Below are 13,110 nucleotides of genomic sequence, written 5' to 3' on the forward strand. Positions count from 1 at the left end.
CTTTTTAGGAGGATTCAAGCAACAAGGAAAAAATTGCTGAAAATTTACGCTATTTTTCCAGCCAGATAAATGAGGCCATGCGCCCGGTTTTTGCCTCGCGGCGGTAGGAGAAATAGTCTGCGCTCATGCTATAGGTGCAGTGTGGCAGTTGAAAGACGGAAGCGATGCCGAGACGCTCTGCCCGGTAACGGGCGATCCCTTGCAGGTCGGCTAAAAACTTATCGTCTCTCGAGGTAAAAAAGGCATCTGTTTCGGCATGCTGGGCGATAAACTGCGCCCTGACTTCCGCCCCGACCTCGAAGGCCTTGGGGCCGATGCAGGGGCCAAGATAGACAAGTAGCTCATCGGCGGGCGCATCAAACTCGGCGATAGCGGCCTCGACAATGCCGTTACACAAGCCGCGCCAACCGGCGTGCACCGCCGCCACCTGATTCGCCGCGCGATCGCAGATAAGCACAGGCAGACAGTCGGCGGTCATCACCACACACGTATGCTCGCCGCTGCGGCTGAAGCTACCATCGGCGACACGGTTAGTGTCCAGATCCAGGTTTACCAGCTCAATACCATGAACTTGCTGCAGCCAGGCTGGCTCACCAGACATGCCCAGAGCCTTTGCCGCAAGCAGACGATTTTGGCGAACATGCTCGGGATCGTCCCCGACATGGTCACCAAGATTGAGACTATCGAAGGGAGCCTGGCTCACACCGCCCTGACGCCGGCTAAAAGCCAGCTTCACGCCAGGGGGAATGAACCAGTCTTGAGGCAGCATTAATATTCCACCGGATGAGCCTTAGTGTCGTCACGCAGAGCGCGGGTCAAGGCCACCATATCTTCTGGGATAGGCGCCTGCCAACTCATGATCTCACAGGTGAAGGGGTGTGCCAGCTCGAGGCGCACCGCGTGCAGCGCCTGACGCTTAAAGCCGTTCAGCGCCTCCATCAATTCAGGTGTCGCCTTCTTCGGTGGACGAGGACGACCACCATAGACGGGATCCCCCACCAAGATGTGACCTATGTGCGCCATGTGTACCCTGATCTGGTGGGTACGACCGGTTTCCAGACGCAGACGCAGACGGGTATGGGCGCGGAACTTCTCTGCCACACGGTAGTGAGTCACAGAGGGGCGACCACTATGATGCACAGCCATATGGGTGCGCTTGGTTGGGTGACGCGCGATCGGCTCATCCACCACGCCGCCAGCCGTCATGGTGCCACTCACGATCGCCTCATATTCACGGGTGATCTCGCGGGCCTGCAGGGCAGCGACCAGATGGGTCTGGGCCTCGACCGTCTTGGCCACCACCATCAAGCCAGTGGTGTCCTTATCGAGACGATGCACGATACCGGCCCTGGGGACGAGCTCAATTTCAGGACAATGGTGCAGCAGCGCGTTCATCAGGGTGCCGTCGCTGTTGCCCGCTCCCGGATGAACCACCAGACCCGCCTGTTTGTTGATCACGATAATATGGTCATCTTCGTAGACGATATCCAGATCGATCGCCTGAGCCTCTGCCTTGATCTCTTCCTTAAGAGTGGTTTCGATCTCAATTTCCTGGCCTTCGAGTACCTTTTCTCTCGGCTTAGTCTGCACCATACCATCGACGTAGACGGCACCAGCCTGAATCCACTCTTTAATACGTGTACGGGAGTAATCAGGGAACAACTCGGCCAAGGTTTGGTCTAATCTCTGCCCGGTTTGTGTTGCTGTGATCTCGCTTTTTAGATTAATCTCTTGTGTCATAGGAACCGTACCCGCGTTTTGGGGTCCAAAATAAAGTGCTATCTGTTACAATCGGATTGTTTCTATTTTATCGTGAAATGGAAAAATTCTTAAACAACAACTTACAAAGAATCGAATTCAAGTATGCATAATTTTGCTAAAGGCGCAGCTATCGCCTTGTTGTCATTGGCCTTAGCGGCGTGTAGTAGTAAACCCGAAGATGATATTGAACTGAGCAAATCTTCCCCCGAAGTCCTCTATTCTCAAGCCAGAACCTCTATGGAACTGGGTAACTATAGTAAAGCGGTGCGCTCTTTGGAGGCCCTAGACTCTCGTTATCCCTTCGGTCCACACAAGACTCAGGTGCAGTTAGACCTGATCTACGCATACTACAAACTGGACGATTCGGCGTCAGGCATTGCCAATATCGATCGCTTCATTCGCCTCAACCCCACACATAAAGATATCGACTATGTCTACTATATGCGTGGCCTGGTGAACATGCAGTCGGACAACTATATGTTCCACGACATGCTCAACATCGACAGAACCGACCGAGATCCCAAGGCCGCCCAGGACGCCTTCAAAGACTTCGATCGTTTGATCAAGCAATATCCTAACAGCAAGTATGCCGCCGATGCGCAAAAACGCATGCAGTTCCTGAAAAACCGCCTGGCCAAGTACGCCGTCACGGTTGCGGAATACTACATCAAGATGAATGCCTGGAGCGCCGCAGCAGTGCGTGCCCAGACAGTGCTGGAAACCTACCCGGGTACTCCTGCTACCGAGCGCGCCCTAGAGATCATGGCAACCGCCTACGAGGAACTCGGCCAGCAGAAGCTGAAAGATCACGTACTAATGGTGATGCAGAGCAACTTCCCTAACAACGATATGCTCAAGTAAGCCTGGCAATAATTGAATTAAGAGGCCCCGCAACTGCGGGGCTTTTTTTGATCTGTTTTTATCTCGGGAGCCTCTTACTCGCTATCTAGCCTCTTACCCACCACATGGCCCAACTGTCGGCACAAATTACCATTACACCTTATCGGTTGTTACACCTTGTCCGTTATTATCGAAATAACCATCCATTCCGCCTATAAGCAGTCAGATTTCACCGAGATAAACGACCAATAACTAACTCCCCAGTCCACGTCCTTTCTCACTCCTCCCTGAGGCCTTACAGCGACATTTGATCTAAAAATCGACGTTTCGAGTAAAAGTTATCCAAACAAGCGAGATAAACAAAGTTTTTGCAAAAATGTGTTGACTCAAATGCGCAAAAGCCTTTTAATGCACCCCGTCGCCCGAATAGCTCAGTCGGTAGAGCAGAGGATTGAAAATCCTCGTGTCCCTGGTTCGATTCCGGGTTCGGGCACCATATTCTGAGGGTGCCTAGCGCACCACACAAAAAAGCCTCGCACTGCGAGGCTTTTTTGTTTCTATTCATCTTACCCATTTCAATCTTTTGCTATACCTATAGATACGTCATAAGTTTTAGCTTTCTGCTATTTACTCCTTCATTTGGGTATCTATATGAACAATATTCAAATCAAGCACAAGATGGCTTTCGGCATCTTACTCCCCCTCTCGCTCCTCATCTGTATCTGCATCTTAGCAATCAACATGATGAATAATATCGAGAAAGGTGTCGTCACCATCTATAACGACAGAGTCGTTCCGCTAGAAGATCTCAAGGTGATCGCCGATGATTACGCGGTATTTGTCATCGATGCCATCAACAAGGCCAATGCCGGTGAGTTCAGCGCCGAACAGGCCAATCAAGCCCTGCAGGAAGCAAGCAACAACATAGACAGCAAGTGGCGCCAATACGTCGCCACCGAACTCACCACGGATGAGAAACGCTTGGTCGATGAGGCCGAGCGCCTGTTTGTTCCGGCCAATCAGCGTATCACCCATCTGGAACAGCTGCTCGGGGGTAAGTCAGGTAACATTGCCGGCCAGCTTCGGGAGGAGATTATCCCACTCTACCGGGTGATCGATCCCATCAGCGGCACCATCGCCGAACTGATCAGCCTGCAGCTCAAGGTCGCCGGCGAGGAGAAAGACAGGGTCGCCGAGATCTACGAGTCCTCTATCTCCCTCTTCATTCTCATCACCCTGGTGGCCGCCATTGCCAGTATAGTGCTCGGCGTCTGGATCAACCGCAGCGTGATGAAACCCATCAACCACATACGCACTCAGCTACATACCATACAGCAAGACTCAGATCTCACTGTCACCTTCGAGCAACTGAATAAGGACGAGCTGGGGCTGATCTCCACCGGGCTCAACGACGTCTTTCGCCACCTGCGCGGCATCCTCAAAGGCGTTGCCGAGGCGGCCAACAGCGTCAGCGACTCGGCGTTAGCCCTCAACGAGTTCACCCAGATCTCCAATGCCCGCATTCAACAGCAGCAGGCGGAGACAGAGCAGACCGCCACGGCAATGAATGAGATGACGGCAACGGTCAACGAGGTAGCACAGAGCACCACGGCCGCCGCCGACTCGGCCAGAAATGCCGACCGATTCGCCGCCAACGGTAATGATATCGTCCAACTGTCAATTAGCAGCATGCAGGCGTTGTCGATGCAGATCCAGAGCACCTCAGAGGTGATCACCCACCTGTCTCACGAGAGCCAACATATCGGCAGCGTACTAAGTGTCATCAAGGGAATTGCCGAGCAGACCAACCTGCTGGCGCTCAACGCCGCCATCGAGGCCGCCAGGGCCGGTGAGCAGGGGCGCGGCTTTGCCGTGGTCGCCGATGAGGTTCGCTCCCTCGCCCAGCGCACCCAGGAGGCGACCCAAGAGATCGAGACCATGATAGAGACGCTGCAGAGCGGGGTGAACGAGGCGGTCACCGCCATGGATGTGGGCATTAAACAGGTGGATGATGCCAATCAACAGACCAACAAGGCGGGGGAAGCGCTACAGGAGATAGTCGCCTCGGTCGACAACATCACAGAGATGAACACCCATATCGCCACGGCGGCGGAGGAGCAGAGCAGTGTCGCCGAGAGCATTAACCGCAGCATTATCGCCATCAGCGATATCGCCAGCCAGTCAACGGAATCTGCCTTAGAGCTGGGTCACTCCATCGCTCAGCTCACCTCACTGGCCGACTCGATGCGGCAACAGGTCACCACCTTCAGGCTCTGACTCAGCCGACCACGAAGAGCGGGCTCACCTTGCGATGCAGTATCTGCAAGTTATTTCGCCCGCTCTCTTTTGCCTGATAGAGCTGCTCGTCGGCCAACTTGACCATATGCTGCCAGTCGTCATCGGCAAACTCGGGATGATAGCCGTCGTAGAGCACGGCGCCCATGCTGACGGTAATGATCTCGTAGGGCGAGGCTTGGTGATAGATGTTGAGGTCCCGCACCCTTTGCAGCATGCGCCTGGCCAGCAGCTCCATCTGCGCCAGGTTATCGCCGTGGATCACCACACAAAACTCTTCGCCGCCATAACGGGTAACTAGCTCGCCACGGCGACGACACTCAAGCATCAGGGCCTGGGCCACCTTGATCAGGGCCTGGTCGCCACTCTGATGCCCGACCGTGTCGTTATAGGGCTTGAAGAAATCGATATCCAGCATGATGAAGCCAATCGCACCCTTACCCTCGCGCCACTGTTTATGAGCACGCTCGGCGAACACCTCCAGGCTGCGGCGATTGGCGATGCCTGTCAGGGGGTCGTTAAAAGAGAGAGATTCCAGATAGTTTTGATGCCGCTCCAACTTTTCCACCACCAGATTGAAAGACTCGGTCAGCTTAGCCACCTCGGTGATCGCCCAACCCGTAGGCATGGTGAGTAACACACCTCTGTGGGCCATCTTATCCAGCACGGCGTTGGCGACCCGCAGCGGCCGGACCACCAGCGCCGAGAAGGGGACGATGGCGATGTAGGACATCACCAGGACGCTTAAAAACATCAGGATTGACTCTACGGTAAAGATAGAGGGGATAAGGTTCCGGTCGTGGATCACAGTGATCTTGAGGGAAGGCACGTTAAGCGCATCATGCAGATACCAAGAATGCTGGGCAGCGATCTCATCCACCTTAGGTGTCTCTCTAAAGCCCAGCGAGGTCTCACCGGAAAGCTCAGGTTTAGCCAGCACCTCGAGATCGAACTTGATCAGGCTAAACTGCTCTATCTCCTCATGAATCGCCTGACTTACGTTACGTACTGTCAGCAAGCTACCCGCCACCTCTCCCTCGCCGTTACTGGGCAAGACGGTGACATTGCTGAAATAGACCACCCTAGATCCCATGCGCAGCAGACCGCTGCGCACCGAAGGCTTCCCTGCATCCATCTCCACCTTTGAGGGGAGAAGCTTGCCTGCCACACCAACCTTGCCTAAGGGCAGCTGCTGCGAGTCAAAATCGGCGCCACTTCGATATTGCCACACCAGCTGATTTTGGCGGTTAAACACATAGAAACCATCGACATTGGCCGCCTCAAAGGCGTTATCAAACAAATTCTTGGTCACAAACTCAGGCGATACATTATCGACAAAGCTCACCATATCATCCCAGATGGCGTAGTCGTAGCAGAGGGTGTCCAGGTTTTTTTGGGCGTAGGCGATCCCCTTTTGGACCGCCTGCAGATCTCTGTCTTGCCTTGAGATCACTTGCTCTTCAATTCTTGGCAGGTAGATGAGGTAATAGATGCCGCTTGCGGTCAGAAATGACAGCAGCAAGAGCCCTAGGGCTAAAATATTTAGGAAGTGATTTAATCGCATCGACCACTCTCTTTGTCCTGCACTCTAGACTAGCTTAGTCGACCCGACGACAGAATTTGAGTATAAACCCAGCATTTCACAAATAAATTTCAAAAAAAAAGGGGCCTAAGCCCCCTTTCTAAATCAACCGCCTAAATCTTAAACAGACTCACCGCCTGATAGAGTACCTGAGTGCGCGCCTTCACATCGTCGGAGGCCTTGGCGTTTTCATCCGCCGCCTGGGCCGACTCGGCGGCGATGTCGCGGATCACTACCACATTCTTGTTCACCTCGGAGGCTACCATGCTCTGCTCCTCGATGGCCGCGGCGATTTGCGTACTCATGTCCATGATGTTGGTGACATCGGCGTTGATCTGCTCCAGCAGGGCGCCGGCACTCGCCGCCTGATCGGCACTCTCAATGCCTTGCCTTTGGGTCGCTTCCATCAGCTGCACAATAGAGCGAGTACGAGACTGCAGTGTCTGAATGATACCGGCGATCTCCTCGGTCGACTCCTGGGTACGCATCGCCAGACTTCTCACCTCATCGGCGACCACGGCAAAGCCTCTGCCCTGCTCACCGGCCCTGGCGGCCTCGATGGCGGCATTTAGCGCCAGTAGGTTGGTCTGCTCTGCGATGCCTCGGATCACATCCAACACGCTGCCAATGGTTTCGCTGTCTTTCTCAAGCTCGGAGACCACCTGGGCCGAATCGGTCAGCTGCGCCGCCAATGCCTGGATCTTCTCTATGGTGTGCTCGACGCCGACCTGACCTTGCTGAGCATTATCATGAGTGTTGCCGGCCCGCTCTGCCGCCAGCTCGGTATTGCTGGCAATCTCATCTATGGTCGCGCCCATCTCGGTGATCGCGGTCGCCACCATGTCAGTCTCATTGAGCTGACGTCCCACCCCTTCCGAGGCACGCATCGAGTTCTCCGACAGCTCCTGACAGGAGTGATTCACCACCTCGACCGAGGTCAGCACCTCTCGGATCAGCGACTGAAACGACTCCACCATGCTATTAAAATGACGGGCTATCTGGCCGATTTCATCATCCACCTTAGTATCGCATCTCAGGGTCAGATCTTTGGTTGCCTCGATGCGGGAGATCGCATCGCTGATCCGCTGCACAGGCTCCATGATGCTGCGAATGATCGCCAGAGTGAAACCGATTAAAACCAGAGTAATTAGGATAAAAACAACGATACTGATGGTAACAGTTGCGCTCTCAGCATCGCTAATCGCGTCCATGGATTGTGCCTTAAGCTGCACCAAGGACTTCTCTGCCGAGGAAATACTGTCTCGCAGGCTCGCCATGCTGCCACTGTCTTTGTCCAAACCCAGCTCCTGCTCCTTGCTGACCAAGGCCTTGAAGTTCTTCTCATAATCGTCGATCAAGGCGTTAAGCTCCCCCTTGACCGAATCGCTGAGCATGGCGCCAGAAACTTGCTGTCTCAGCAGCGCCAAGTTGCCATTAAACTTATCCAGATAACTCATGGCGCGCCTGAGCATAAAATCTTTCTCGTTGCGGCGCAGCTGCAACATGGTCACCATCAGCTCGGGCTCGTTCTTCTCCTTCACCAGGGTCTCTACGTTATGCACCGCGCTTCGCAGCGCACCATAGAGGCCATCCTTAGGATGCAGGCCAATCTGCTTTTGCAGCTCGGCAATCTCGGCAAAGATAGACTCGTAACGGGTCAGGTTCTGCCTAAAGGCTTGCAGATCGCTCTGGGAGATATCATGCCGATCGAAGATGGCTCCCAGGCTGACCATCTTCTCGTCTAACTCTCTCGCCTGCATCTTGTGCTTATCTAGATAGGCCAGATCCAAACGGGCAAAAAAGTCTTTTTCATCTCGACGTAAACTCAAAACATCCTTTTCAAGTTCGATAACTTGTTGTGCAGCATGGGACAAATCATCCAGCTTTGCCGCTGAAAAGCGCTGCAAACCAAACATCGCTATCACAGAACAGATAGACACTGCTGCGCTAACGAGTAATTTGTGACGAATGAGCATAGGGGGAGATCCTTTTTGTTGAAGTTATTGCTTTACTTGTCTTCAACGACAATTAACACCTTGGAATGCCAAATTTGATTCCAATATTGAGTATAGTAACTATCGACTTACATACATTCATCTTTAATGAATTATTAATAATTCAGCCGCTTATCGAGCTCGATTGACTAAAAAAAATCCACCATCAGCTTTAAGTATATGGCCCAGCTTTCAATTTAATCACAAACTGCATACAATATCCCAAAATAAATAGGAGGTACTATGCAAGTTATCGATGCCGAAGCGGTGCACCAGGGGCTGGACTTCCCCAGTCTCACCGCCGCCCTAAGAGACACCTTTGCCCAGCCCGCCGGAATGCCCCAGCGCCAAGTCTTTCCGTTAGACGACAGCAGTCACAGCGATGCCTTTGCCGTATTGCCGGCCTGGAACCAGAAGACCATAGCGGTGAAGGCCTTCACCTATTTTCCCGGCAATCCCAAGAAGTCTCCCGAACTTGAGAGCCTCTACTCCAAGATTTTAATCTTCAACCGTGAAACCGGTGAGCCCCAGGCCCTGGTCGATGGCACCAGCGTCACCTACTGGCGCACGGCCGCAATCTCGGCGCTGGCGAGCCAGTATCTGTCGCGTTCTGATGCCAAGCATCTGCTGCTGTTTGGTACGGGACGGCTGGCGACCTTTATGGCATTGGCGCATGCCAGCGTGAGGCAGCTAAAAACTATAACAGTATGGGGCCGCTCGCCGGATAAGGTTGATAAGACCATCAGCGCTATCCAGGCCGCCGCGCCGCAGATAGAGGTGAAGGCCTGTGAGGAGCTTCCAAAGGCCGTCGCCACGGCCGACATCATCAGCTGCGCCACCGGGGCGCCAGCGCCACTCTTCGATTCCGCCTGGGTCGCGCCCGGCACCCATGTGGACTTGGTGGGCAACCACAACCATGACAGACGCGAATGCGACAGCGAGCTGGTCGTCAAGGCCGAGGTTTATGTGGATGCCAAGGTCAATGTCTTCGCCGAAGCTGGCGAGCTGCTGATCCCTGTGTCGGAAGGCGTGTTTGAGCTGTCCCAGGTCAAGGGCGAACTCGCGGATCTTTGTCGCGGTGACATACCTGGTCGCCAAGACGAGCAAGGCATTACCCTATTTAAATCGGTCGGCACCGCCCTTGCGGACCTGGTAGGTGCCCAGCTGGTATACGAAAAACAGGCCTAACGCTTATAAGATGACACCATGGGGCGGCTAAGCTAGTACAGCTAATCTAGTACAGCTAATCCGCCCTGTTTTCTTAGCCCCTTTTAACCGTTGCCTCCTTCGACATTCGCTCCTTCAATGACGGTTTCTTCATAGGCTGCTTCACCATAGCCTCGAATGTTTCTACCTCTTCAAATGCGACTTTTCCCACCTGGTTGGCATTCGATCTTCGCTGATATACCTTAAGCCAACACTTTTTTTCATTTCGCTTTAAACCATTTCAATCGCTGCCTATGTCTAATAGGTATTGTTCACTCACAGGGAAGACAGATTTGAGCGCACTCACGAGTCCAGATGATGCTCACCAGCTCCTCGATGCCGTATTGGTGCAGCGCGCCAAACAGGGAGACAAGACGGCATTTCGACAACTCTACGATCAGCATCACAGACGCGTCTACGCCCTCTGTTTTCGTTTGGCCGGCCAGACCGAGCTGGCAGAAGAAGCCACCCAGGAAACCTTTGTGCGCCTGTGGCAGAAGCTGCCCCTGTTTGATGGCAAGAGCCAATTTACCACCTGGCTGCACAGCTTGACGGTGAACCAGGCCCTGAGCTGCATCAAGAAGCATAAGAGCTTCTGGGCCAGGTTTATGCCGAGCGAAGAGACTCACGCAGCCGCCATCGACTTCGACTACCAGGGGGTGGACAAGTTGCTGCTGCGTCTGCCGGAGCGCGCCCGTATCGTCTTCGTCCTCTACGCCCTGGAGGGATATCAGCATGACGAGATCGCCAAGCGCCTCAATATTGCCCCCGGCACCAGTAAGGCGCAGTACCACAGGGCCAAGAAACTACTGCAGGAGATGATCTAATGGTCGACAAGGCAGACACACTCAGGCGCCTGATTGAGAATGCGCCGAGGGAGATGACGCCAGAGCGGGATCTCTGGCAAGGGGTCGAACTTCGCCTCGATGCGCCCAAGGATAGCCCCCGCAGCTACTGGCGTCCCATGGCAATCGCCAGCACCCTGTTGCTGGCGCTGCTGGTCGGCAAGTTGAGCCTTGGGCCAACAATTCCTGATGCCGAGAACGAGGCCCTCATTCAGACTCTGGCCGCCATTCAGGCCCAGCATAAGGCAAGCGTCGACGCGCTAAGCCTGACCAAGCGAGTGGATTGGCGCAGCAGCCCATACAGCCAGCCGGTCGAGCAAGGGATAGAACAGCTAAGAACCGCCGCCAAGGAGATCTATGAGGCGCTAAAGCTCAACCCGACTGACAAACAGCTGTGGCAGCTTTGGCTATGGACCCAGCAACGCGAGATTGAATTAATCAAACAGGGGCAAAAACTCCCTGTCGATCGAGATACCACAGGAGAGATGATATGAAAATACAACTAAAAACTACCACCCTGGCATTGCCTTTGCTTTTATTGAGCCAATCTGTGCTGGCGGCGCAGAGCGTGGATAAACGCATCGAAGTCGAAGGTGACCTGCGTCTGAACCTGGAGGTGCAGCGCGGCGAAGTCGAGATCCTCTCCTGGGATCAAGACGCCATCTCCATCACGGGCACCCTGGATGAGCTGAGCGAAGGCCTCACGGTAGAGCAAAAGTCCGGCACCATCTCTATCGAAGATAAACTGCCCCGCCACTACTCGGGTAGCAACAAGGAGGGCTCACGCCTGACCATCAAGGTGCCGGCAAAGCTCAAGCTCAACGGCGAAGGGGTCTCGGCCAACTACAGAGTGAGTAAGCTTGCCGGTGACATCAATGTGCAGACCGTCAGCGGCAACATCAAGGCCGAAGATCTCACCGAGCAGGTGACCATCAATACCGTCTCGGGCAACATTGTCAGCCAGAAACTTGAAGGCAAGCTCAAGCTGGAGACAGTATCTGGCAACATCAAAGACAAACAGAGTCTGGGTAAGGTCAGCTACACCCTGGTCAGCGGTAAGCTCGAGGCCGACAGCGGCGCCGACCAGGTCTCTATCGAGCTGGTATCGGGAGATGCCAAGGTAACTTTAGATAAAGTGGACCGACTCAAGGCCCAGAGCGTCAGCGGTGACCTGAACCTGTCGGTTTCCACCCTGGCCACCAAGGCCAGCCTGGACAGCGTCAGCGGCGATATCAGCTTCAGCCTACCGGCGAACCTGGATGCGACCTTCGCCATCGACGGCGGCCCAAGCGGTGACATCGACAATCGCCTGACCCAGGATAAACCGAAACGACCTAAGTATGGTCCTGGCAGCTCGCTACAATTCCAGATGGGCAAAGGCAGCGCCGATATTTTGATCAACACCATCAGCGGCGATATCAATCTCAAGCAGCGCTAGGGCTGAGATTGACAACCCAAATCTTCGCATCAAAAAAGGGCCTGATATCAGGCCCTTTTGTTATTTCTCTTATCGAGTAGCTAAAAACCAACCGCCTTGGCGGAAGAGTGGGTCAGTAAGGAGTCGACAAACTGCTCGGCGCTGTGGCTCAAGCGACGATTCTTCATCGATACCACACTAAAGCTCGCCTTGATATTCGGTACCCCCACCACATCCAGAGCCACCAGTTCTCCCGATGCCAGCTCCTCGCGCACCGAAATATCAGGGGTAATCACCACCATGTCACACTCTTTTATGGCCGACTTGATCGGCTGAAACTGGGCATACTTAACCAAGCCCACGAAGTCATGTCTGTCTTCCTCAAACAGATCCTCAAATCTTTGCCTCAACAGCTGCGGCATGGCGCTGGGCATACCCACAGGGTAATCGCGCAGACTAGGTAAGTAGACGGTTTTCAGACGAGTCAGTGGATGATGGGGACGGCAGCAGAAAATGGCCTGGGACTGAGGCAGGCACTGCGTGATTACATTGTCTCGCTGATCCAGTAAGGTGGCATTAGTCTCGGCGATGAACATGTCGAGTTCCCCCTTAAGCAACAGCTTGTAGAGTCGGCTCCAACTCTCGACCTTTAACTCCAGAGAGATATCCGGGTTATCGCGGATAAACCTGCCTACCGCAGGGCCAATAATACTGTTGGACGGAATGGGGCTGGCGCCGATGACCAGCTTGGCCTTTTCCAGCCCCTGTTTGGTTTTGATCTCAGATTCCAAGTATTCGAGTTGGCTGACGATCAACTCCCCCTGAGCCAATACCAAGCGGCCATATTCGGTCAGGGCAAAATGCTTCTCATCTCTGGCCAGCAGGCTGGCCCCCAGACGCTCCTCCATCTTCTGAATACTGCGAGATAATGAAGGCTGAGCTAGGTGCAGCTCATTGGCTGCCTTGCTAAAACTCTTCAACCTTGCCAGAACAATGAAGTGCCTTAAGTGTCGTAATTCCATCTATCTCACTCTTATAGTTATTTTTATGATTGCCACAGATATGAACTTGGCCTAGTGCCGCATTGAATACAGCCTAGGCTTAATTTCTATCACTATCGCGAGACAAGAGAAATAGGGGGTGCGCCTACCAAGCGCAAGACTCGGGCCT

General features: G+C 53.9%; 11 protein-coding genes and 1 tRNA gene. 7 read left to right on the forward strand and 5 right to left on the reverse strand.

All coding sequences use genetic code 11. The features are described from left to right. Nucleotides 1-49 precede the first annotated feature (49 nt). On the reverse strand, nucleotides 50-769 hold the full coding sequence (gene pgeF / locus K0H80_RS15110) for a peptidoglycan editing factor PgeF (protein WP_220072097.1): 720 nt from the start codon (nucleotides 767-769) through the stop codon (nucleotides 50-52). Further along, the gene (rluD, locus tag K0H80_RS15115) at nucleotides 769-1,740 is read right to left on the reverse strand and encodes a 23S rRNA pseudouridine(1911/1915/1917) synthase RluD (protein WP_220072098.1); all 972 of its coding nucleotides are present in this window, start codon (nucleotides 1,738-1,740) and stop codon (nucleotides 769-771) included. The genes pgeF and rluD overlap by 1 nt, the downstream gene beginning before the upstream one ends. Nucleotides 1,741-1,863: 123 nt before the next feature. Here rluD and K0H80_RS15120 point away from each other — a divergent pair, with 123 nt between their 5' ends. The 3 genes from K0H80_RS15120 (at nucleotide 1,864) to K0H80_RS15130 (ending at nucleotide 4,878) form a co-directional block, all read left to right on the forward strand. Continuing rightward, complete coding sequence (locus tag K0H80_RS15120) at nucleotides 1,864-2,622, forward strand: outer membrane protein assembly factor BamD (RefSeq protein ID WP_220043147.1); 759 nt, start codon at nucleotides 1,864-1,866, stop codon at nucleotides 2,620-2,622. 399 nt (nucleotides 2,623-3,021) lie between these two features. Then, nucleotides 3,022-3,097 (forward strand) — tRNA-Phe (locus K0H80_RS15125). 155 nt (nucleotides 3,098-3,252) lie between these two features. After that, nucleotides 3,253-4,878 (forward strand): methyl-accepting chemotaxis protein, encoded by a 1,626-nt coding sequence (locus tag K0H80_RS15130; RefSeq protein WP_011866749.1) that lies wholly within the window; start codon nucleotides 3,253-3,255, stop codon nucleotides 4,876-4,878. Nucleotide 4,879: 1 nt separating this feature from the next. Here the strand turns inward: K0H80_RS15130 and K0H80_RS15135 are convergent, their stop codons facing one another. Both K0H80_RS15135 and K0H80_RS15140 read right to left on the reverse strand, forming a co-directional pair. After that, complete coding sequence (locus K0H80_RS15135; RefSeq protein WP_220072099.1) at nucleotides 4,880-6,460, reverse strand: sensor domain-containing diguanylate cyclase; 1,581 nt, start codon at nucleotides 6,458-6,460, stop codon at nucleotides 4,880-4,882. 131 nt (nucleotides 6,461-6,591) lie between these two features. Continuing rightward, nucleotides 6,592-8,454 (reverse strand): methyl-accepting chemotaxis protein, encoded by a 1,863-nt coding sequence (locus tag K0H80_RS15140; RefSeq protein WP_220072100.1) that lies wholly within the window; start codon nucleotides 8,452-8,454, stop codon nucleotides 6,592-6,594. Between the two features lie 261 nt (nucleotides 8,455-8,715). Here K0H80_RS15140 and lhpI point away from each other — a divergent pair, with 261 nt between their 5' ends. From lhpI to K0H80_RS15160, 4 genes are all read left to right on the forward strand, one after another. Beyond that, on the forward strand, nucleotides 8,716-9,660 hold the full coding sequence (lhpI, locus tag K0H80_RS15145; protein ID WP_220072101.1) for a bifunctional Delta(1)-pyrroline-2-carboxylate/Delta(1)-piperideine-2-carboxylate reductase: 945 nt from the start codon (nucleotides 8,716-8,718) through the stop codon (nucleotides 9,658-9,660). Nucleotides 9,661-9,932: 272 nt separating this feature from the next. Continuing rightward, nucleotides 9,933-10,505, forward strand: a complete 573-nt coding sequence (locus K0H80_RS15150) for an RNA polymerase sigma factor (RefSeq protein WP_011866753.1) — start codon at nucleotides 9,933-9,935, stop codon at nucleotides 10,503-10,505. After that, nucleotides 10,505-11,017, forward strand: coding sequence for a hypothetical protein (locus K0H80_RS15155; protein WP_220072102.1), 513 nt, complete (start codon nucleotides 10,505-10,507; stop codon nucleotides 11,015-11,017). Before K0H80_RS15150 ends, K0H80_RS15155 begins: the two co-directional genes overlap by 1 nt. Further along, the gene (locus K0H80_RS15160) at nucleotides 11,014-11,961 is read left to right on the forward strand and encodes a DUF4097 family beta strand repeat-containing protein (RefSeq protein ID WP_220072103.1); all 948 of its coding nucleotides are present in this window, start codon (nucleotides 11,014-11,016) and stop codon (nucleotides 11,959-11,961) included. The genes K0H80_RS15155 and K0H80_RS15160 overlap by 4 nt, the downstream gene beginning before the upstream one ends. Nucleotides 11,962-12,041: 80 nt before the next feature. Here K0H80_RS15160 and K0H80_RS15165 read toward each other — a convergent pair whose 3' ends face one another. Continuing rightward, nucleotides 12,042-12,962 (reverse strand): LysR family transcriptional regulator, encoded by a 921-nt coding sequence (locus K0H80_RS15165; RefSeq protein ID WP_011866756.1) that lies wholly within the window; start codon nucleotides 12,960-12,962, stop codon nucleotides 12,042-12,044. Nucleotides 12,963-13,110 lie beyond the last annotated feature (148 nt).

It is taken from the genome of Shewanella aegiceratis (genome assembly GCF_019457495.1).
Lineage (GTDB): Bacteria > Pseudomonadota > Gammaproteobacteria > Enterobacterales > Shewanellaceae > Shewanella > Shewanella loihica.